This window comes from Streptomyces sp. NPDC047042, assembly GCF_040644035.1.
Lineage (GTDB): Bacteria > Actinomycetota > Actinomycetes > Streptomycetales > Streptomycetaceae > Streptomyces.
The window spans coordinates 202,876-222,766 of the sequence record NZ_JBEYVP010000009.1; the positions used below are offsets into that span (position 1 = coordinate 202,876).

Sequence of the window (19,891 nt, forward strand, 5' to 3'; positions counted from 1 at the left end):
TCAGCCCCGTCCCGCCACCGCGCCCGGATCGTCCAGAACGGCCCGCACCACCGAGTGTGCGGCGCCCAGCAGCGGGCCCTCCGGGCCCAGCCGGGACACCGACACCGCGCAGGCGGGGCCGGCCGTCCGCCGGTCCAGTTCCGCCTCCAGCGACGGCAGCAGCCACGGCGCGAGCCCGGACAGCGCACCGCCCAGGACGACCGTCTCCGGGTCCAGCAGATTGACCGCCCCGGTCAACGCGATGCCGAGCGCCGTGCCGGCCCCGTCCAGGGCCCGCCGTACGTCCGTGTCGCCCTGGGCGGCGCGTTCCGCGAGCAGCCCGACACGGTCCTCGCCGGGCTCGACGCCCGCCGCCCGCAGCACGGCCTCCTCACCCGCGTACTGCTCCAGGCACCCGCGCCCGCCGCACGCGCACTCCGGACCCTCCGGACGGACCGGCACATGCCCCAGCTCGCCCGCGAATCCCCGGGTTCCGCGCAGCAGCCGGCCGTCCACGACCACCGCCGCGCCGATGCCGATCTCGGCGGACACATGCAGGAAGTCGGACGGGGTCCCGTCCCCGAGCCAGAGTTCCGCCAGCGCGCCGAGGTTGGCCTCGTTGTCCACGGTCAGCGGGAACTCGACCGGCAGCAGCGCGCCGAGATCCGCGTCGTGCCAGTCGAGGTTGGGGGCGCGGACGACGGTGCGTCCGTCGCGGGCCACGAGACCGGGCACGGCGACCGCGAGGCCGGCCGGCCAGAGGCCTTCACGTTCTGTCTCCGTGACCACCTGTCGTACCAGCCCGATCAGGTCCTCGATCACCGGTTCGGGGGAGCGCCCTCGGTTGGCGCCGTGGCGCACCGCGCGGGCCCGCACCTCACCCCGTAGATCGACCGCGCAGACCGCGAGATGGTCGACACCGACCTCCGCGCCGATGCCCGCCGGACCGCGCCCGCTCACCGCGAGCGCCGAACCGGGACGCCCCACCCGGCCGGGTCGCTCGGGGCCCAGTTCCTCGATCAGCCCTGAGCGGATCAGCTCGTCCACGAGCGTCGACACCGCTGCCCGGGTCAGTCCGATGCGCGAGGCGACCCCGGCACGGGACAGCGGCCCCTCGGCGCTGACGGTGTGCATCACCCGCGCCAGGTTGCGGCGGCGCATGCCCTGCTGGGTGTCGGGCAGCCGTGCGCCGGCGCCGGGCGGACGGGCCTCGTGCAGGGGTGGGGTCATGCCTCCGTCAGTCCTCCGTGGGTGTCCTCGAGCCGACATCCGTGGACGGCCGTACGTACCTCCGTCCACGGATGCCGGGCGAACGTTCGATGGATGTCCGCTCGACTCCGTCGGATCCTGCCCGTCGCCGGGGTCGTCAGCCGACGTCCGTCCCCCGCTCCAGCAGCGGCGATGCGTCGGAGAGTACCCCGGAGATCCGGTCCAGTGTCGCCTGGTCCCGCTCCACCGCGTCCAGGACAGGCCCCCGTGCCGTGTTCCAGCGGCGGGCGACCGCGGCCGGGTCCTCGCCGGTCAGCAGCCCAGCCGCCTGCGCCGCGGCGCCGAGCGCGACCAGTTCCTTGGCCTCGGGCACCTGGACCGGCCGCCCGGAAAGGCGGCGTACGGTCTCCTGCCAGGCCTTGCCGCGTGCGCCGCCGCCGATCAGCAGCAGGGGCGCCGAGCGGTCCGCGTCCGCGTCGAGCACCAGATCGAGGGCGCCGAGCAGCGAGTGCACCGCCCCGTCGTACGCGGCCTGGAGCAGCTGGCCCCCGGTCGTGTCGTGGCGCAGCCCGTGCAGCAGGCCCGAGGCGCCGGGCAGATTCGGGGTGCGCTCCCCGTCCAGGTAGGGCAGGAGGGTGACGCCCGTACCGGGTTCGACGGCCTCGCGGTCCAGACCGAGCAGCGCTGCGACGCGGTCGACAGCGAGGGTGCAGTTGAGGGTGCAGGCCAGCGGCAGCCAGTCGCCGCGCGCGTCCGCGAAGCCCGCGACCGTGCCGGTCGGGTCGGCCGGCCGGTGTGTCGAGACCGCGTACACCGTGCCGGACGTGCCGAGGCTCAGTACCGGCGTGCCGGGGAGGAGCCCGAGCCCCAGCGCGGCGGCGGCGTTGTCCCCGGTGCCCGCGGCGACCAGGGTGCCCTTGGAGAAGGGCAGGTCGTGGCTGTCGCGGACGGTCCCGGCCACCTCGCCCGGCCGGACCACCCCGGGCAGCAGCGCCGGGTCGAGCCCCACGTGCGCGAGCACCTCCGTGTCGTACGCCTCCGTCCCGGAGGCCCACCAGCCGGTGCCGGAGGCGTCGCCGCGGTCGGTGGTCCCCTGGCCCGTGAGGCGCTCGGTGAGGTAGTCGTGGGGGAGCCGTACGGCCTTGACGGCGCGGACCGCCTCCGGCTCGTGCTCGGCCAGCCAGGCCCACTTCGTGACCGTGAAGGAGGCGCCGGGCACGCTTCCGGTGCGTTCGGCCCAGGCCTTCGCGCCGCCCAGTTCCTCGACCAGTCGGCGGGCCTGCGGCGCCGAGCGCACATCGTTCCAGAGCAGCGCCGGACGGACCGGCTCACCGTGGGCGTCCAGGGTGACGAGTCCATGCTGCTGGCCGCCGATCGACACGGCGGCGGCTTCGCGTGCCGCGTCACCGCATTGGCTCAGTGCCTCGCCCAGGGCGTTCCACCACTGCCGCGGGTCGCTCTCGCGGCCCGCCCCGGTGGTGACGGTGTGCGACGCCTGGCCGCTCGCCACGACCTGGCCGGTGGCCGCGTCGACGACCAGCACCTTGGTGGACTGGGTCGACGTGTCCACGCCGACAACGAGCGGACCCTCGGCTGCTGACATCGAGCTCTCCCTCTTCCGCGGCTCCGCGGGATCTGGCCTGGCGTTTTCCGGTGTCTGTCCGGGTCGCGGGGACCCGTTCCCACCCTCAGTCTCTGCTCAGGGACAGGTTGTCTCTTCCCAGAGATGCTTCCGCATACTAATTTGTAAACCGCCATGACGAAATAGTCGGAGCAAACGCAAGGAGCCGCGGCATGAACTACCAGCCCACCCCCGAGGACAGGTTCACCTTCGGCCTGTGGACCGTCGGCTGGCAGGGACGGGACCCGTTCGGTGACGCCACCCGCCGGGCCCTCGACCCGGTCGAGACGGTGCAGCGCCTGTCCGAGCTCGGTGCCCACGGAGTGACCTTCCACGACGACGACCTGATCCCCTTCGGGTCCTCGGACACCGAGCGCGAGTCGCACATCAAGCGCTTCCGCCAGGCCCTCGACGCGACCGGTATGCGCGTCCCGATGGCCACCACCAACCTCTTCACGCACCCCGTCTTCAAGGACGGCGCGTTCACCGCCAACGACCGTGACGTGCGCCGCTACGCGCTGCGCAAGACGATCCGCAACATCGACCTCGCGGTCGAACTCGGCGCGGAGACCTATGTCGCCTGGGGCGGCCGGGAAGGCGCCGAGTCCGGCGCCGCCAAGGACGTACGCGTCGCCCTGGACCGGATGAAGGAGGCCTTCGACCTCCTCGGCGAGTACGTGGTGTCGCAGGGCTACGACCTGAAGTTCGCGATCGAGCCCAAGCCGAACGAGCCGCGCGGCGACATCCTGCTGCCGACGGTCGGTCACGCCCTTGCCTTCATCGAGCGCCTGGAGCGCCCGGAGCTGTACGGCGTCAACCCCGAGGTCGGGCACGAGCAGATGGCCGGGCTGAACTTCCCGCACGGCATCGCCCAGGCCCTGTGGGCGGGCAAGCTCTTCCACATCGACCTCAACGGCCAGTCCGGCATCAAGTACGACCAGGACCTGCGCTTCGGCGCCGGCGACCTGCGGTCCGCCTTCTGGCTGGTCGACCTCCTGGAGAGCGCCGGTTACGCGGGCCCGAAGCACTTCGACTTCAAGCCGCCGCGGACCGAGGACCTCGACGGTGTGTGGGCCTCGGCGGCCGGCTGCATGCGCAACTACCTCATCCTGAAGGAGCGTTCGGCCGCCTTCCGTGCCGACCCCGAGGTCCAGGCGGCCCTGCGTGCCTCCCGTCTGGACGAGCTGGCCCAGCAGACGGCGGCGGACGGCCTCCAGGCCCTCCTCGCGGACCGCTCGGCCTTCGAGGAGTTCGACGTGGACGGGGCGGCCGCGCGCGGGATGGCCTTCGAGCAGCTCGACCAGCTCGCCATGGACCACCTGCTGGGTGCGCGCGGCTGAGTCGCGTGCCCGGGGACGCCCGTCTCCGACGGGTGTCCCCGATCAACTGCTGTATACAACTGTGCTCCGGTTGATTCCCTGTGGCAGGCCTTCAGGCGGATTGCTCCGGAATCATGCGGTCCAGGGCATGAGTCCGTATCAACTTCCGCGTGGGGGTCGCGTGTCGACCGGTTCGCGGCGACTCTTGACGGTATGGCCATGCCGCCCGTACCGCCCCCACCGCCCGGGCCGCCGGGGAACAATCCGCCTCCGGGCGGTGGCTTCGGGCCACATCCCGGAGGCTTCGGCCCGCCCGCGGGGGGAGGCTACGGAAGCGGGGGCTACGGCCCTCCGCCGGGAGGCAACTGGCCGCCCACGCAAGGTGGTGGCGGCTGGACGCCGCCGGAGCCGCCCGAACCGTCGGACGGCCCCGGCGGACACCGGGGACCCGGCAGGCGTCCGAACCCTCTGTTCATCCTGATCACCGCGGTCGTCGTGGTCGGAGCCGTCGTCGCCGTGGTGCTCATGGTGTCCGGCGGCAACGACACGCCGGACAAGAACCCGCCAGGGAGCAGCCCCGGTTCGAGCCGTACCCCCGATCCGTCGTTCAGCATCCCGACCGCACTGCCCACCAAACTTCCCACGTTGCCGTCCCGGCTCCCCACCAAACTCCCGTCCGGGTTCCCCACGGAGCTGCCGAGCGAGTTCCCGAGCGACCTCGAATCGCTCATCCCGCTGGCGGGCGACGCGGTGCCGTACTACATGCTGCGAACGGGCGACTGCTTCAACACCGATGCCACCCACCCCGGCCAGGCCGCCAAACGCGCGTGCGACGCTCCACACGACGCGGAAGTGGTGAAAGTGGCCGAACTCGAGGGCGGTTACGCGACGGACGCCGCTCTGAAGGACGCCGCCACCGCCCTGTGCCGCCCTGCTCTGGAACGTCAGGCGGCCGGACAGCCCGCCGACACCGTGACGGGCAGCCTGGTGCAGTATCCGGACACCGCGGGCTACCGGGTGGGCATCGACAAGGTCGCGTGCAGCCTGGCCGCCGACCTTGGCTCCGGCGCTCGCAAACTCACCGCGCCGTTGACCTGAGACTCCGGTGACCTCAAGCAGGATGCTCCATGATCGTGTGCTCCATCGACGCCAGCGCGGTCGCCGGGTCATGGGCCGCCTCTCCAGCAGGTATCCAACGGCCGCTCTGCTTCCGGTACGGCCACCATCGGCCGTCCTGCGCCAGGCGCAACTGGCGGTCCGCGCCGACCACCGTCCACCGGTTGCCCATTGCCCGCAGCGCAGGCCGCTCCTCGTCGTCCCAGGCGGAGTCGAGCGCGGCACGCGCGCGTGCGAGCCGTTCGCCCTCGACCGTCCACGCCTCCTCGAGGACCGACAACGCGGCCGCACCACCGAGCCGCCAGGCACGGACGGCCGCCGCCAACTGCTCCCGGCTGCGCCCCGATCCCTCGGCGAGCCGGTCGGAGACGGTCTGCGAACAGCCGTTCGCCGCCAGCCGGACCGCGTCCTGGCCCACTGTCAGCTCGGCCTCGAGCGCGCGCTGTTCATGGCCGGGTTCGAGCGCCTCGGCGAGCAGCCGATGCGCCTCTACGGCTGTGCGCGTGACCAGGAACTGCAGGGCGTCCGGATCGACCCCGGGCGCGGGCGGGACCTCGGTGTCCAGAGCCGGTGGTGTCCCGGGTGCGTCGGGCAGCCGGGTCAGGGCGGGCGGTGAAGGCAGGAGGGCTTCGTACGCGAAGGCCTCGGCCGCGTCCACGCCCTCCGGCTCAGTGGACCCGACCGGGGGAGCGGTGCCACGGCTCTGTATGTCGTCCAACAGGGCACGCTCGCCGCGTCCGCGCATCAGCAGCAGAACGAAGGGGTCCTGGTCCAGCAGCCGCGCGACCTGGTAGCAGAGTGCCGCCGTATGGCCGCAGTGGTCCCAGGCACCGCAGTCGCACTCCGGCTCCAGATCACCCATGCCGGGCAGGAGGTCGACTCCGGCGGCCGCGGAGTCCTCCACCAGGTATGGGGGCATGTCCCGGTCCAGCAGAGCCGCGATGTGGCCGGCCCGCTCGACGGCCATGTCCACGAAACGGTCCCACTGTTCGTCGGACAGCTCCTGCAGCAGGACGTCGGAACGATGCGCGGTGCGATCCCTGTCCTGGACGACGGCGGTGATGCGTCCCGGCCGCACGGACACGGCGCCCACGGCTCCCGCACGTGCGAGCCGCCGGCCCGCCCGCACCTGTTCGGAGTCCAGCGCGGCGTCCTCCAGCGACTTCAGCCAGGCACGCCCCCACCACGTCTCCGCGAAACCGCGCCCCCGTGACGGAGGCAGCGCGGCGAAGGTGCGCTCCGTATCGGCGCCGGACGTGCCCAGTTCGTGTACGTCTACGTCTACGTCTACGTCTCCGTCTCCGTCGTGGCCGTGACCGCCACCGGCGTCACCGCTGTGCTGCCGGCCTCGTTCGTAGTGGTCCCGGTCTTTGCGGTTCATCGCGCTTCCCCTCGCAGTCGCACCAGGTCGGCCAGTTCGGTGTCCGTCAGTTCCGTCAGCGCCGCATCCCCGGAGCCGAGGACCGCGTCCGCCAGTGCCCGCTTACGTGTCAGCATCTCGGCGATGCGGTCCTCGATCGTGCCCTCGGCGATCAGCCGGTGCACCTGCACGGACCGGTTCTGGCCGATGCGGTACGCGCGGTCCGTGGCCTGGGCCTCGACGGCGGGATTCCACCAGCGGTCGTAGTGCACGACGTGTTCGGCCCTTGTCAGGTTCAGGCCGGTGCCCGCGGCTTTCAACGAGAGCAGGAAGACGGGTACTTCGCCCTCCTGGAAACGCTCCACCATGGCCTCGCGTTCCGCGACGGGCGTCCCGCCGTGCAGAAACTGGGTGGGTACCCCGCGGGACGCCAGATGCTGTTCCAGGAGCCGAGCCATCCGCACGTACTGGGTGAAGACCAGAACGCTCGCCCCCTCGGAGAGGATGGTGTCGAGCAGTTCGTCCAGCAGTTCCAGTTTTCCGGAGCGTCCCGCGATCTTCGGCTGGTCCTCCTTGAGGAACTGCGCCGGATGATTGCAGATCTGCTTCAGACCGGTCAGCAGCTTCACGATCAGTCCACGCCGGGCCATGCTGTCGGCGCCCGAGATCTCCGCCAGCGTCTCCCGCACCACGGCCTCGTACAGCCCCGTCTGCTCCTTGGTGAGCGACACGGCGCGGTCGGTCTCCGTCTTCGGCGGCAGCTCGGGGGCGATACCGGGGTCCGATTTGTGCCGACGCAACAGGAAGGGGCGGACGAGCCGGGCCAGACGCTCCGCGGCGGCCGGGTCCTGGCCGCCCTCGACGGACTGCGCGTAGCGCGAGCGGAAGGTGCCGAGCCGACCCAGCAGCCCCGGCGTCGTCCAGTCGAGAATCGCCCACAGCTCTGACAGGTTGTTCTCCACCGGGGTGCCGGTGAGCGCCACGCGCGCGCGTGCGCCGATGGAACGCAGCTCCCGGGCCGTCTCGGAGTACGGGTTCTTGACGTGCTGTGCCTCGTCCGCCACCACCATGCCCCACGAGGTCGCGGCCAGCTGTCGCGCGTCCAGCCGCATCGTGCCGTACGTGGTGAGCACGAACTCTCCGTCGGCCAGGGCCTCCAGACTCCGCCGCGCCCCATGGAAGCGGCGCACGGGTGTACCGGGCGCGAACCGCTCGATCTCGCGCTGCCAGTTGCCCATCAGGGAGGTCGGGCAGACCACGAGGGTGGGCCCCGCTGCCGACTCCTCGGTCTGCCGGTGCAGATGCAGCGCGATCAGTGTGATCGTCTTGCCGAGGCCCATGTCGTCGGCCAGACAGCAGCCGAGACCGAGTGACGTCATCCGGGCGAGCCAGTTCAGGCCCCGCAGCTGGTAGTCGCGCAGCGTGGCGGCGAGGGCCGCCGGCTGGCCGACCGGGTCCTGCGCCTCCGGGTCCGAAATACGGTCCCGCAGGCTCGCCAGCCACCCGGTGGGCCGTACCTGAATCCGGTGGCCGTCGACCTCCGTGGAGCCCGTCAGGGCGGCGCTGAGAGCGTCGACCGGTGTGAGCTTGCGGTCCTGCTGGGCATGGGCGCGGCGGACTTCCCGGGGGTCGACGAGGACCCACTGGTCGCGCAGCCGCACCACAGGGCGGTTCGCCTCGGCGAGTCGGTCCAGCTCCTCGCGCGTGAGCTGCTGGTCGCCCAGTGCGAACGACCAGTTGAAGGTGAGCAGTGCGTCGGCGGACAGGAACGACGGCGTGTCCGAAGAAGTTCTCCCGGTGCCGGCACCGGTGTCGTCATCGGGTGGGCCGACGACCGCGCGGGCCGTCAGTTTGCGGGCCAGTTCCTTGGGCCAGTGCACCTCGACCCCGGCGGCGAAGAGGGCGCGGGCGCCTTCCCCGAGCAGTTCGGTGACCTCTTCGGCGGCCAGTTCGACCGCGTCCGGCACGGTCGCCGACAGCAGGGGGCTGAGCGGCGGCCAGGCGCGAGCAGCGCGACGCAGCGCGAGCAGGGCGTCCATACGCGCGCGCGTGCCGAAGGAGCCGCCGGGAGCGCCGGTCCCGGCCCAGACGTCGACCGCGTCCGCGACAAGCCCGGGCTCACTCACACTGTGCACCTGAAGCACGGCCCTGAACCTCGGGGCATTCTCCTCCGGCCCGTACGCATCCAGCCCCGGCACCTCGACGCGCAGCGAGATCCGTACGCCCGCGTCGTGCCCGGCGGCGACCTCCGCGGCCCACGCGCGCTGCTCGGGCATGTGCTGGGGTTCCCGCGCCGCGTAGGCGGCTCCGCCCGCGGCGAGTGACGCGGCGGGGGAGCGGGGCAGTGCGTCGGCCACCGCGTCCAGGAAGGCGCGCAGCAGCCGCTCCGGGTCGGGCAGCATCGGTGGCTCCGTCCCCTCCGGACCCCCCAACGGCACGGCATGTGCGTCCGGGGGCATCGCGGCGGCGAGTTCACGGACGCGCTCCACGTCCGGCGCCGTCAGCGGACCGGCCCGCCAGGCGTCGTGGTTCCCCGCGGAGAGGCCGGGCAACAGCAGCCCTCGCGCGACCAGTTGCAGGGCCAGCACGGCAGCCGAACCCCAGAACGCCGTCGCCCGATGGGCCTGCGCGGCGGCACGCGCCCGCGTGAGGACCGGCAATGCCGCGCGCACCGGAAGCAGCACAGCGGGCACCCGGGTCCGCTCGACGCCGTATTCGGTCGCCGCCACCACGGTCAGGTCGTCGACGGTTCCGGCGGCCACTGCGGGCGGGGTCTCGCCGGGCCGCCAGAACGCCACCCGACCGGCGCGGGCCGGATCACCGGGCAGGAACACGGCACGGCAGCCGGCCAGTTCGGAGATCTCGGACGTTGTTGCCGCAGGAATCCTCTGCACAGCGATGGCATTCCTCAAATTTGACTACTGGGTTCGAGTCGCCGAGGGTACAGCATGGTGGCCGCCTTCCTGGCGAGCCGAGCGGCATTCCAGGTCACGCTGGTGGGAGAGCCCTCAGGGGCGAGTAGGGGTCGCTTCTCAGGGACGTCTCAGGGTCGCGATCCGGAACCGTGAAAGGCGCGGGCCCGTTTTTCACAGCAGAGAGCGGCACTGGCCGCGAAGGAGGCGACACTCATGTCGAGGAACGCGAAGATCGCCGCAGGGGGCGTGGCAGCCGGGCTCATCCTGTTGATCTGGCTGCCCTGGTGGGCAGCGCTGCTGATAGTGCTGGGAGTTCCGGCCGCCGCCTATTTCACGCTTGACCCCGCTCAGCGGCGCAGGCTGCGTCGCGTCACCCGTAAGGAGATAGGCCGCTGAGGCGCCGCCGTCCGGCGTCGAGAGCATCCCCCTCGGCCTGACGACCCGCTCGGCTCGCAAGGGCCATCAGCGTCGTGCCTTTCGCCAGCCGGAAGCACGATCCGGGCGGCGTCCGTCGGCGGGGCTCAGTTCGGACGTACCGCCATTTTGTCGAGTGCCTCGAGAAGTCCGGGCAGCTCCGGGCCCCGGCCCACCGGCAGCACCTCTCCGGGCTCCTCGTCGAGCAGCACGAAGGCGATGTCGTCGGTCCTGGCAACCATCGACCAGCCGGGACCGTCGGCGCGCAGTGTCCGCGCGTCGCCCGGAGCGAAGGAGGAACGGACCCGGCCGAGGGGCGGAGGGGTCTCCACGTACGCGCGTGCCTCCGCGAGAACACGCCGGATGCCGGCCCGGGGCCGGTTCACCTTGGCATCGGTCTGACTTGGGGCGTCCGCTGTCTGGGCCACGCGGTCCTCGGACAGGGGCGCGCCGTCCTCGGCGGTGGTTGCGGTGCCCCGGGCGTGATCGGTGTCGTCGCCGACCGGGACCGGCTCGCTCGCGGGCGTCGGCGGCCTGCCGCCCGGAGGGCTGAAGTCCTCGTCGCTGAGCTGCTCACGCCAGATCGCCCACTGGAGTGCGATCTCGTCCGCGCCCAGACGCCGCTGCGCCGGGCCCCACGCCGTGGTGTCCGGGGGAGCGAGCGGCGGCAGGTCGGTGAGTTCGGGGCCCGGGTCGTGCGGAGCGGGCACATCGGGAGCCGCGACGGCGACGGCCAGCGGCCAGCCGGGCAGGGCCGCGACAACCGTGTGTTCCTCCGGCGACAGCTCGTACTCCATGCCGCAGTCCCACGACGCGATCGCGACCGCGACCAGGGAGACGTCGTCGATGACCACCGTCCACCGCGCGCCGTCGCCGTCCTGGCCGAGGACGAGCCCGTAACCGTCGACGAAAGGCGCGAGGCCGAGCGCCGCACATGCCTCCGGATAGTCGTCGCCCAGCACGCTCGGGAACTGCGCGGGCGTCAGCAGCACCGCCGTGAGCACATACAGCGCGTCGTCCGCGGTGGCGACGGCCCCCTCGTCCGTCTCTGCCATCCCAGCCTCCCCTTCGGATCGTCCGTCGGCGCGCACCCTATTCCGAGCGGAAGGCCGTTGTCACGAGTCCCACCCCACCCGGAGCTGCTGCTTTCTGCCGGACAGGGAGGGAATCGACCGGATGTACCCGCTTCGCTCAGGCCGCGGGCAGACCGAGGAGTTCCCGGGCCACCGTCCGCGGCGACTCGTCGCGCTCCCTGGCCCACGCGATGACAGCACGGCACGCCAGTTCGTTCACCCCGAACGACAGCGCCTCCGGAGACACCCAGGCCACGGCCTCGTCCATCCGATCCTGGTCGTCCTCCGCGCACGCCGACACATACACCGCGGCGGCCTCGAAAAGGTTGTGGTGACGCTTCTCCCGCCCCGTGCCCTCTTCCGAGCGCCAGAAATGGAGAAATCTGGTGAACGATTTATGGATACCGCCGAACATGCCGACCGCCCTTCCCCCTGTGTGGATGCCACGGTTGATCGTTCATCTGCTGCTTTCCAACGTAGAGTCGGAGCTCCGGCGGCAGAAGAGGGCCCATGCGGTACGGCGTTCCGCACGCCCATGACCGCGCCGGTCACGGCAGTCGTACGGCCAGTGCCTGAAACCGTCGGTCCTCGTCCACGTACGACGTCATGTGCCATCCGGCACCGGCCAGCAGCGGACCGAGAACAGCCTCCGCGCGCAGGTCGTCCGGGGTGATCCGGCGGCCCTGACGGGCAGCCAGCGCGGCCCTGCCGATCGGGTGGAACAGCGCCAGGGTGCCGCCGGGGCGTACCACGCGCGCGAGTTCACGAAGATTCGCGGCCGGATGCGGCAGGTGCGCGATCAGCCCCGCCGCGAACACCGCGTCGAGGCACTCCGACCGCAGAGGCAGGGCGGCCGCGTCGGCCAGCAACAGGTGGCCGTCGACGCCCCGTCCGGCGCGTACCGCGGCCTCCAGCATGGCCGGGGTCAGATCCGCGCCCAGGACCACTCCGGAGGGCCCCACGGCGGCCCGCAGCGGCGTCAGGGCCCGCCCGGTGCCGCAGCCCGCGTCCAGCACCCGGGCCCCCTCGCGCAGGCCCAGTTCGGCAACCGTGGCGGCGTAGGCGGGCCCGTCGTCGGGGAACCGGCGGTCCCAGTCGGCGGCGCGGGCGGAGAAGAAGTCCTGCACCTGTGTGTGGTCGGCTGTGCGGTCGTCGCTCATGATCCGCATGATCCCGCACAGACGAGAAGGACCCCACTGCGCACACGTTCGAGCTGGACGCGATCGTTCAGGCGCAGTTCCCTGCCATATTTCACTACCTTTCGAAATGCGCCCCCTTCGTGCGACCGTGCCCCCACTAGCGTCCCGTGGTCATGGGACACCTGGACCACGCCGCCTTCGGCTGGCTGACCCCCGTACTGTCATATGTGATGGCCTGCATAGGCGCCGCCCTCGGGCTGCGCTGCACGGTCCGTGCGCTCGGCGCGGCCGGGCGCTCGCGCCGCAACTGGCTCCTCACCGCGGCCTCCGCGCTCGGCACCGGCATCTGGACCATGCACTTCGTGGCCATGCTCGGCTTCAGTGTCGGCGGCACCGACATCCGCTACGACGTGCCGCTGACCATTCTCAGCCTCCTCGTCGCCGTGGCCGTCGTCTCCGCCGGAGTGTTCGCCGTCGGCTACGGGCGCGACCGCGCCCGCGCCCTGTTCGTCGGAGGGCTCACCACCGGGCTGGGCGTGGCGAGCATGCACTACCTCGGCATGGCCGCGGTACGGCTGCACGGCGAGGTGACCTACGACCCGGTGCGCGTCGCACTCTCCGTGGTGATCGCCGTCGTCGCAGCCACCGCTGCCCTGTGGGCGGCGCTGAACATCAAGTCGCCCATCGCGGTGACGGTCGCCTCACTCGTGATGGGGGCGGCCGTCAGCAGCATGCACTACACCGCGATGTTCGCCGTAAATGTGGACGTCGCGCCCTCCGGTGAGGTGCTGCCCGGGGCCACGGCGATGCAGTTCATCTTCCCCCTCGCCGTCGGCCTCGGGTCCTACCTCTTCCTGACCTCCGCGTTCGTCGCGCTGTCGCCGACGGCCGGCGAACGCGAGGCGTCCGCGTCCGCCCAGCGACCCGTTGAGAGCGTCACCGCCCACCAGAGCACGCACGGCCCTGCGCGGCCCGCGTGACCCGCCCCGAACCCACCATGAGCGAGGAGGCCATGCGTACACCCCGTAGGACAACCCCAGCCGCCCCCGGGACGGCGCCTTCGCCCCCGGTGCGCGGACGCCGCGCGCACGCCGGCCCGCCTGCCGACGAGGGCTCCGAAGAGTTCCCCGGAGCCCTGTCGGACGAGATACCCACGCGCGCGGGACGCTGGCGCCTACGACCGGGAACCGTCCGCGCCAAGATCGTCTGCCTGCTGATGGTGCCGGTCGTCTCGCTGCTCGCCCTGTGGGCGTACGCCACCGTCACCACGGCCCAGGACGTCGCCCGGCTGCGGCAGTTGCAGCGCGTCGACTCGCAGGTGCGTGCCCCGGTCGCCGCCGCCGTCGCCGCGCTCCAGGCCGAACGCGTGGCCGCCGTACGCCGGGCGACCAGTCCGAACGCGGTCCCGGCGGAAGACCTCAAGGCTCTCGGTGAGCGCACCGACCGGACCGTCGCGAAGCTGCGCCTCGGCGACCGCAACACCGTGGCCGACGGCGAGGAGCTGCCCGCAGGAGTGGCCGACCGCCTGGAAACCTTCGTCGTCGGTGTCGAAGAACTGAGCACTCTGCGTGCCTCGGTCCTCGAACGCCGTACGGGGTGGTCCGAGACGTACGCGCGGTACACCAGCGCCATCTCGGCGGCCTTCGCCGTGCGCGGCGCGCTCACCGGCATCCAGGACGCCGAAGTGGGCTCCGACGCGCGCGTGCTGCTCGAATTCTCCCGTGCGGGAGAGGCATTGGCCCAGGAGGACGCGGTACTCGCCGGGGCGCGGCTCGCGGGGCGCCTCGACGGACAGCGGCTGAGGCTGTTCACCGGGGCCGTCGACACCCGCCGAACCCTCCTCGAAGCCACCGCCTCGGACCTGCGCGGCCCGGAACGAGTGACCTGGCGAAACCTCGCGGCGGACAGCGGGTACGCCACTCTGGCCGCCGTTGAGGACAGGGTTCTCGCCACGCGCCCGGGCGTCAGGGCGATCACCGCAGCGCCAGAATCCACCTGGGCCAAGGCGCACACCCGCGTGCAGGGCGGCATGCGGGCCATCGAGGCGGACGCGGGCCACGACGTCGCGGACCGGGCCGACCCCTTCACCCGAGGCCTGCTCACCCCGGCCGGCGCGGCCGTGCTGTTCGGCCTCGCCGCCGTCGCCGCGTCCCTGGTGATCTCCGTACGCATTGGACGCGGCCTCGTCGTCGAGCTGGTGAGCCTACGCAACAGCGCTCTGGAGATCGCCCGCCACAAGCTTCCGCAGGCCATGCTGAAGCTGCGGGCGGGAGAGGAGATCGACATCCGGGCCGAGGCACCTCCCGGACCGCCCGCCGAGGACGAGACCGAACAGGTCGCGGAGGCACTGGGCACGGTGCACCGCGCCGCCCTGCGCGCCGCCGTGGAACGCGCGGAACTGGCCAGCGGCATCTCCGGTGTCTTCGTCAACCTCGCGCGCCGCAGCCAGGTCCTCGTACACCGCCAACTGAGCCTCCTCGACAGCATGGAGCGCAGGTCCGACGACCCGAACGAACTCTCCGACCTGTTCAGGCTCGACCACCTCACCACCCGCATGCGGCGGCACGCGGAGAGCCTGATCATCCTTTCCGGAGCGGCACCCGGCCGCGCCTGGCGCATGCCGGTCTCCCTGACGAACGTGGTCCGGGCCGCCGTCTCCGAAGTCGAGGACTACGCGCGCGTGGAGGTACGTCAGTTCCCCGAGGCATCGGTCGAGGGCACCGCGGTCGCCGACCTCACACACCTCCTGGCGGAGATCGTCGAGAACGCGGCCCAGTTCTCACCCCCGCACACCAGGGTGCGCATCACCGGTGAGCCGGTCGGCAACGGCTACGCCGTGGAGGTCGAGGACCGGGGACTCGGGATGGGCAAGGAGACCCTGGCCGAAGCCAACCGCCGCATCGAACAGTCCGAGGCCCTCGACCTGTTCGACAGCGACCGGCTCGGCCTCTTCGTGGTCAGCAGGCTCGCCGCCCGCCACGACATCAAGGTGCACCTGCGGACTTCGCCCTACGGCGGCACCACCGCGGTCGTGCTGTTGCCCAAGGCACTGCTGCACAGCGGCGCGGCGGACCGTTCGCCCCGCGCCGCTGTGGACCGGGAGCGAGCCGTCGAACGCGAATACGCGCGCGTGCCCGCTGCCGCCGCCCCGCCCCAGGAACCGGTCCAAGCACCGGTCCAGGCACCGGCGGACCGCCCCGCGCTGGTCGCCCCCGCGCAGGCATCGGCGGAGACCGCCTACGAAAACCCGCCGCCGGGAGTGACCTCCCTGCGGCTGCACCGTCCGCCCGACGACGCCGGCGACGACGGGGAGTCCGACGACCTCCCGCGACGCGTCAGGCAGGCGCACCTCGCCCCCCAACTGCGCGAACAGCGCCCCGAGGAGCCGACCCGCCCGCCGGGCTCCCGCAGCGAGGACAAGCGCACCCCCGAGGCCGTACGGGACCGCATGGCGGCCTACCACGACGGCTGGGTGCGCGGCGGCGGCAGGTCACCCGGCCGCGGAGCCGGACCGGGCGCCAAGACCGGCAGAGACAGCAGCGAAGGAGACCGCTCATGATCAAGGACCCGAGCACGAGGGCCGAGCGGCGGTCCGGCGAACTCGACTGGCTGCTGGACGACCTGGTCCTGCGCGTCAGCGAGGTGCGACACGCCGTGGTGCTGTCCAACGACGGACTCGCGGTGGGGGCCTCCACCGATCTCCAGCGTGAGGACGCGGAGCACCTCGCCGCCGTCGCCTCCGGCTTCCACAGCCTGGCCAAGGGCGCCGGCCGGCACTTCGGCGCCGGTGGCGTGCGCCAGACCATGGTGGAGATGGACGACGGCTTCCTGTTCGTCGCCGCCGCAGGCGACGGCTCCTGCCTCGCCCTGCTCACCGCCGTGACCGCCGACATAGGTCTCGTGGCTTACGAGATGGCACGGCTGGTGAAGCGAGTGGGCGAGCATCTCCGCACGGCGCCGCGAGCAGCGGCGCGCCCGCCCGCCGCCGGATGAGGCGAGAGGGCGGTCCGCGCAGATGACCGAGGACATGACAGGTACCCCGCAGGAGCCGGGCAGCCAGTGGTACGACAACGAGGCCGGGCCCCTCGTCCGCCCGTACGCCATGACGGGCGGACGCACCAGACCCGGCCCCACAGGGGTGCGCTTCGACCTGATCGCGCTCGTCACGCTGGACACGGGCGCGCCCGCCATGGACGACGACACCGCGCTCGGACCCGAGCACCGGGCCCTGATCGACCTCTGCCGCACGGAGACGCAGTCCGTCGCCGAACTCTCGGCGGGCGCGGACCTTCCCGTAGGGGTCGTGCGGGTGTTGCTCGGTGACCTTCTGGAGCTGGGATGCGTCACCGTCAGCCGGCCGGTACCGCCAGCGCAGCTGCCCGACGAACGCATTCTGCGAGAGGTGATCGAAGGGCTGAGGGCGCTGTGACGAGAGACGCACAACCACCCGGACCACGCCGAGTTGTCCGGCACCCTAGAGAGAAGTGATCGATGGTCTCCGAGCACTCCGACGACACGGACGACGAAATGTCGGCTCTGGCGTTGAAGATTCTGGTCGCCGGCGGATTCGGCGTGGGCAAGACCACCCTGGTGGGCGCGGTCAGTGAGATCAGGCCGCTGCGCACCGAGGAACTGCTGAGCGAGGCAGGGCAGTTGGTGGACGACACCGACGGTGTGGACCAGAAGGTCACGACGACGGTCGCCATGGACTTCGGCCGTATCACCATCCGCTCGGGTCTCTCCCTGTACCTGTTCGGGACGCCGGGCCAGGACCGTTTCTGGTTCCTGTGGGACGAGCTGTCCCAGGGTGCCCTCGGCGCCGTCGTCCTCGCGGACACGCGGCGGCTGGAGGACTGCTTCCCCGCGGTGGACTACTTCGAGCACCGGCACATCCCGTTCGTAGTGGCCGTCAACTGCTTCGCCGGCGCCCGTTCCTACGGAGCCCCGGACGTGTCACGGGCCCTCGATCTCGACCCGGGCACGCCGGTGGTGCTCTGCGATGCCCGCGACCGGGACTCGGGCAAGGAGGTGCTGATCCGGCTGGTCGAGTACGCCGGGCGGATGCACACCGCCCGACTGCTCGACTCGGTGAGCTGATGCGCGACGTACCCGGCTGAGCGACAAGACGTCTTCCGCGCCATGAACCTGTCCTCCTTGCTCCGCGGGCGGCCGTGGGGAAGGCTGACTGACCGGATCCTTCGGCTTGGAGGACCTGCCGCACGGGGAGATCACAAACATGGCTCAGAACCAAGGACTTGGCTGGCTGCTGGACGATCTGACCGAGCGTGTCGAACACATACGACACGCCCTGGTCCTGTCGAACGACGGACTGGTGACAGGCGCCAGCACAGGACTCCGACGTGAGGATGCCGAGCATCTCGCCGCCGTGTCCTCGGGCCTGCACAGCCTGGCGAAAGGCTCGGGACGCCACTTCGGCGCGGGCAGGGTACGCCAGACGATGATCGAGTTCGACGACGCGGTGCTGTTCGTCACGGCGGCCGGCACCGGCAGCTGTCTGTGCGTGCTCGGGGCCGCGGAGGCCGATATCGGCCAGATCGCCTACGAGATGACACTGCTCGTCAACCGGGTCGGCGAACACCTCGACGTGGATGCCAGGCAGCCCGAGCACATTCCTACCTCGGACTCCTGACCTGCGGAAATGGTGCCCCGGCGGAAGTTATCCACAGGCCTGAACCGCCGGGCGCCGAACCGGCTACGGTTTTTCCCGAGGCCGGCGCACACGGCGCGGGCCCATCCACTCCACGGGGGAGACCGACCATGTCCGCCACCGGCATCACCCAACCCACCCGGACCGCCGTCGTCGCACCGGCCACCAGCACGCTGCCCAACCCCAGGTCTCCCGGGACACCGGGCACTCCCAATCCGCCTCTCGCGATGAGCCGTGCCGCACGCGAACTGGGTCTGAAACGCCGCGAGTTCGAACTGGCAGTACATCTCGGGTGTGTCCGGACCGTTCCGGACGAAGGAGGCGGCGGCCGACGCGTCGGCCGCGACGAGATCGACCGGCTGCGCCACGACCGACGATTCCCCGAAACCCTGCGCGAACGCGTCCGAGCGGTAGGCACGGCGGAGGGCGCGAAGCTCATGGATGTGGCTCCCACCCGGTTCACGCGCCTCGCGCGGCTGGGACTCGTGACGCCGGTGAACTTCTATCTCAACCGCTACCGGGCGGTGGTCTGGCTGTATCTCGCCGACGAACTACGGCAGTTCGCGGCAGCCAAGGAGACCGTTCCTCTGTTGACCGGCCGTACGCCTCCGAGGTTGCGGGACCAACTCGAGGCAGGACTTGACCTCAGGCCCCGCAACTGGCGAGGACGACAACTGGGATTTCTGCTCCGGCCGACCGACGATCCATGGGCGCGAGCAGCGGTCGTGGCATCCTTCCTCGAACCCTCCCAGGTCGCGGACATCGTCAAAGACCCTTACGAACGTGCCCACTTGAACCGCTTTTGGCCGCAGCGGCCGGCCCACGGCGTCCCGGGCTCGCCTGCCGCACGACTGGCCGAACGGATCATGACGGCGGACGACCCGGACGAGATCGGCTGGCTCCGGGCGGACCTGACCAAAACCCTCGCCGAGGCCCGCGACCACCAGGCCGCTCCGCGCCCCAGGTCGGAACAGGCCCCGCCCTGCTACCAAGGCCTCGAACCGGAGAACGCCGTAGCCGCGCCCCCGCAGCAGGAGAGCCGCCTCAAGACATCCGCGCAACCCGAAGGCGAGCAACCCGGGACACGCGAGCGACATGAGGCACCCGAGCGAACCCGCGGCCTGCTGAGCCGACTGCGTGCCAGAAAGACACGACCCGCGCGGGACCGCAGGCGCGCCGCGCGAGTCTGAACCGCAGGACTTTTCAGGGCAGCTTCCGGAACAGCCCCTCCTGGACGACGGAGACGAGCAGCCTGCCCTCGACGTCGTAGATCCGGCCGCGGGCCAGACCGCGCCCGCCCGTGGCGATGGGCGACTCCTGGTCGTACAGGAACCACTCGTCGGCGCGGAACGGACGGTGAAACCACATGGCGTGGTCCAACGAGGCCATGTCGAAGGTCCGCGGGCCGAACAGGGGCTCCACGGGGAGCCGGACGGCGTCAAGCAGCGTCATGTCGCTGGCGTACGTCAGCGCACAGGTGTGGACGAGCGGGTCGTCCCCCAGCGGGCCGACCGTGCGCATCCACACCGCGCTGCGCGGCTCCAACTGCTGGACCTCCTCGGTGGTCCAGAGCAATCGGTCCACATAGCGGATGTCGAAGGGCTGACGGCGCGCCATACGCTCGAAGTGCTCGGGCAGCGTGCCGAGATGCTCCTTGATCTCCTGGGTGACGTTCGGGAGGGACTCCGGATCGGGGACCTTCCGGGCCGGCGGCAGCTGATGTTCGAAGCTGCCTTCCTCTGGCTTGTGAAAGGAGGCGGTGAGATTGAAGATCGTGCGGCCCTGCTGCACGGCCGTGACCCGCCGGGTCGTGAACGACCGGCCGTCCCGGACCCGTTCGACCTGGTACACGATCGGCACGCCCGGGCGGCCCGGGCGCAGGAAGTACGCGTGCAGCGAGTGCACCGGACGCTCGCCGTCCGTGGTGCGACCGGCGGCGACCAGCGCCTGGCCGGCGACCTGCCCGCCGAAGACCCGCTGGAGGGATTCCTCGGGGCTTCGGCCCCGGAAGATGTTGACCTCGATCTGCTCCAGGTCCAGCAGGTCGACGAGTCTCTCGGCTGCGTTCGTCATGGGTG

18 protein-coding genes are annotated in these 19,891 nt (G+C 71.5%); 10 read left to right on the plus strand and 8 right to left on the minus strand.

Features of this window, described 5'->3' with window-relative positions:
• Entirely contained in the window at positions 1–1,209 is a 1,209-nt protein-coding gene (locus tag ABZ855_RS12785; RefSeq protein ID WP_360805345.1) for an ROK family transcriptional regulator, read from the minus strand.
• A 136-nt stretch (positions 1,210–1,345) separates the two neighbouring features.
• A complete protein-coding gene (gene xylB / locus ABZ855_RS12790) occupies positions 1,346–2,791 on the minus strand; it encodes a xylulokinase (protein ID WP_360805348.1) in 1,446 nt (481 codons plus the stop codon).
• 191 nt (positions 2,792–2,982) lie between these two features.
• Between xylB and xylA the strand changes: the two genes are divergently transcribed.
• Both xylA and ABZ855_RS12800 read left to right on the plus strand, forming a co-directional pair.
• The gene (xylA, locus tag ABZ855_RS12795; protein ID WP_360805351.1) at positions 2,983–4,149 is read left to right on the plus strand and encodes a xylose isomerase; all 1,167 of its coding nucleotides are present in this window, start codon (positions 2,983–2,985) and stop codon (positions 4,147–4,149) included.
• Positions 4,150–4,623: 474 nt separating this feature from the next.
• A complete protein-coding gene (locus tag ABZ855_RS12800) occupies positions 4,624–5,226 on the plus strand; it encodes a hypothetical protein (RefSeq protein WP_360805354.1) in 603 nt (200 codons plus the stop codon).
• A 13-nt stretch (positions 5,227–5,239) separates the two neighbouring features.
• On the opposite strand, the gene ABZ855_RS12805 is transcribed toward ABZ855_RS12800, so the two are convergent.
• Positions 5,240–6,625 carry an SWF or SNF family helicase gene (locus tag ABZ855_RS12805; protein ID WP_360805357.1) on the minus strand — a complete coding sequence of 462 codons (1,386 nt, stop codon included), beginning with the start codon at positions 6,623–6,625 and terminating at the stop codon, positions 5,240–5,242.
• Entirely contained in the window at positions 6,622–9,498 is a 2,877-nt protein-coding gene (locus ABZ855_RS12810) for a DEAD/DEAH box helicase (RefSeq protein WP_360805360.1), read from the minus strand. Before ABZ855_RS12810 ends, ABZ855_RS12805 begins: the two co-directional genes overlap by 4 nt.
• Positions 9,499–9,732: 234 nt before the next feature.
• Here ABZ855_RS12810 and ABZ855_RS12815 point away from each other — a divergent pair, with 234 nt between their 5' ends.
• On the plus strand, positions 9,733–9,915 hold the full coding sequence (locus ABZ855_RS12815) for a hypothetical protein (protein ID WP_319203316.1): 183 nt from the start codon (positions 9,733–9,735) through the stop codon (positions 9,913–9,915).
• A gap of 125 nt (positions 9,916–10,040) precedes the next feature.
• On the opposite strand, the gene ABZ855_RS12820 is transcribed toward ABZ855_RS12815, so the two are convergent.
• From ABZ855_RS12820 to ABZ855_RS12830, 3 genes are all read right to left on the minus strand, one after another.
• Positions 10,041–10,988 carry a hypothetical protein gene (locus tag ABZ855_RS12820; protein WP_360805363.1) on the minus strand — a complete coding sequence of 316 codons (948 nt, stop codon included), beginning with the start codon at positions 10,986–10,988 and terminating at the stop codon, positions 10,041–10,043.
• A 136-nt stretch (positions 10,989–11,124) separates the two neighbouring features.
• Positions 11,125–11,421 carry a hypothetical protein gene (locus ABZ855_RS12825; protein WP_360805366.1) on the minus strand — a complete coding sequence of 99 codons (297 nt, stop codon included), beginning with the start codon at positions 11,419–11,421 and terminating at the stop codon, positions 11,125–11,127.
• A gap of 133 nt (positions 11,422–11,554) precedes the next feature.
• Positions 11,555–12,166, minus strand: a complete 612-nt coding sequence (locus tag ABZ855_RS12830) for a class I SAM-dependent methyltransferase (RefSeq protein ID WP_360805369.1) — start codon at positions 12,164–12,166, stop codon at positions 11,555–11,557.
• Between the two features lie 152 nt (positions 12,167–12,318).
• On the opposite strand from ABZ855_RS12830, the gene ABZ855_RS12835 reads away from it, so the two are divergent.
• The 7 genes from ABZ855_RS12835 to ABZ855_RS12865 all read left to right on the plus strand — a co-directional run bounded on the left by ABZ855_RS12835 (position 12,319) and on the right by ABZ855_RS12865 (position 19,003).
• Positions 12,319–13,125, plus strand: coding sequence for an MHYT domain-containing protein (locus ABZ855_RS12835; protein WP_360805372.1), 807 nt, complete (start codon positions 12,319–12,321; stop codon positions 13,123–13,125).
• Positions 13,126–13,157: 32 nt separating this feature from the next.
• Positions 13,158–15,704: a nitrate- and nitrite sensing domain-containing protein gene (locus tag ABZ855_RS12840; protein WP_360805375.1), complete on the plus strand. Its 2,547-nt coding sequence runs from the start codon at positions 13,158–13,160 to the stop codon at positions 15,702–15,704.
• Positions 15,701–16,138, plus strand: a complete 438-nt coding sequence (locus ABZ855_RS12845) for a roadblock/LC7 domain-containing protein (protein WP_319203304.1) — start codon at positions 15,701–15,703, stop codon at positions 16,136–16,138. Before ABZ855_RS12840 ends, ABZ855_RS12845 begins: the two co-directional genes overlap by 4 nt.
• Positions 16,139–16,160: 22 nt before the next feature.
• Complete coding sequence (locus ABZ855_RS12850) at positions 16,161–16,574, plus strand: DUF742 domain-containing protein (protein ID WP_360805378.1); 414 nt, start codon at positions 16,161–16,163, stop codon at positions 16,572–16,574.
• Between the two features lie 62 nt (positions 16,575–16,636).
• Positions 16,637–17,242 (plus strand): ATP/GTP-binding protein, encoded by a 606-nt coding sequence (locus ABZ855_RS12855; protein ID WP_360805381.1) that lies wholly within the window; start codon positions 16,637–16,639, stop codon positions 17,240–17,242.
• A 139-nt stretch (positions 17,243–17,381) separates the two neighbouring features.
• Positions 17,382–17,795 (plus strand): roadblock/LC7 domain-containing protein, encoded by a 414-nt coding sequence (locus ABZ855_RS12860; protein ID WP_319203298.1) that lies wholly within the window; start codon positions 17,382–17,384, stop codon positions 17,793–17,795.
• A gap of 245 nt (positions 17,796–18,040) precedes the next feature.
• Positions 18,041–19,003: a DUF6397 family protein gene (locus ABZ855_RS12865; protein WP_360805558.1), complete on the plus strand. Its 963-nt coding sequence runs from the start codon at positions 18,041–18,043 to the stop codon at positions 19,001–19,003.
• 13 nt (positions 19,004–19,016) lie between these two features.
• Here the strand turns inward: ABZ855_RS12865 and ABZ855_RS12870 are convergent, their stop codons facing one another.
• Positions 19,017–19,886 carry an acyl-CoA thioesterase II gene (locus ABZ855_RS12870; protein ID WP_360805385.1) on the minus strand — a complete coding sequence of 290 codons (870 nt, stop codon included), beginning with the start codon at positions 19,884–19,886 and terminating at the stop codon, positions 19,017–19,019.
• Positions 19,887–19,891: the final 5 nt, after the last annotated feature.

Excerpts from the sequence above, each read along its gene's own strand:
- ABZ855_RS12820 (WP_360805363.1), bottom strand. The coding sequence starts at position 10,988 with ATGGCAGAGACGGACGAGGGGGCCGTCGCCACCGCGGACGACGCGCTG.
- ABZ855_RS12785 (WP_360805345.1), bottom strand. The coding sequence starts at position 1,209 with ATGACCCCACCCCTGCACGAGGCCCGTCCGCCCGGCGCCGGCGCACGG.
- ABZ855_RS12805 (WP_360805357.1), bottom strand. The coding sequence starts at position 6,625 with ATGAACCGCAAAGACCGGGACCACTACGAACGAGGCCGGCAGCACAGC.
- ABZ855_RS12825 (WP_360805366.1), bottom strand. The coding sequence starts at position 11,421 with ATGTTCGGCGGTATCCATAAATCGTTCACCAGATTTCTCCATTTCTGG.
- ABZ855_RS12855 (WP_360805381.1), top strand. The coding sequence starts at position 16,637 with ATGGTCTCCGAGCACTCCGACGACACGGACGACGAAATGTCGGCTCTG.
- xylB (WP_360805348.1), bottom strand. The coding sequence starts at position 2,791 with ATGTCAGCAGCCGAGGGTCCGCTCGTTGTCGGCGTGGACACGTCGACC.
- ABZ855_RS12850 (WP_360805378.1), top strand. The coding sequence starts at position 16,161 with ATGACCGAGGACATGACAGGTACCCCGCAGGAGCCGGGCAGCCAGTGG.
- xylA (WP_360805351.1), top strand. The coding sequence starts at position 2,983 with ATGAACTACCAGCCCACCCCCGAGGACAGGTTCACCTTCGGCCTGTGG.
- ABZ855_RS12830 (WP_360805369.1), bottom strand. The coding sequence starts at position 12,166 with ATGAGCGACGACCGCACAGCCGACCACACACAGGTGCAGGACTTCTTC.
- ABZ855_RS12815 (WP_319203316.1), top strand. The coding sequence starts at position 9,733 with ATGTCGAGGAACGCGAAGATCGCCGCAGGGGGCGTGGCAGCCGGGCTC.
- ABZ855_RS12870 (WP_360805385.1), bottom strand. The coding sequence starts at position 19,886 with ATGACGAACGCAGCCGAGAGACTCGTCGACCTGCTGGACCTGGAGCAG.
- ABZ855_RS12835 (WP_360805372.1), top strand. The coding sequence starts at position 12,319 with ATGGGACACCTGGACCACGCCGCCTTCGGCTGGCTGACCCCCGTACTG.
- ABZ855_RS12865 (WP_360805558.1), top strand. The coding sequence starts at position 18,041 with ATGAGCCGTGCCGCACGCGAACTGGGTCTGAAACGCCGCGAGTTCGAA.
- ABZ855_RS12860 (WP_319203298.1), top strand. The coding sequence starts at position 17,382 with ATGGCTCAGAACCAAGGACTTGGCTGGCTGCTGGACGATCTGACCGAG.
- ABZ855_RS12845 (WP_319203304.1), top strand. The coding sequence starts at position 15,701 with ATGATCAAGGACCCGAGCACGAGGGCCGAGCGGCGGTCCGGCGAACTC.
- ABZ855_RS12840 (WP_360805375.1), top strand. The coding sequence starts at position 13,158 with ATGCGTACACCCCGTAGGACAACCCCAGCCGCCCCCGGGACGGCGCCT.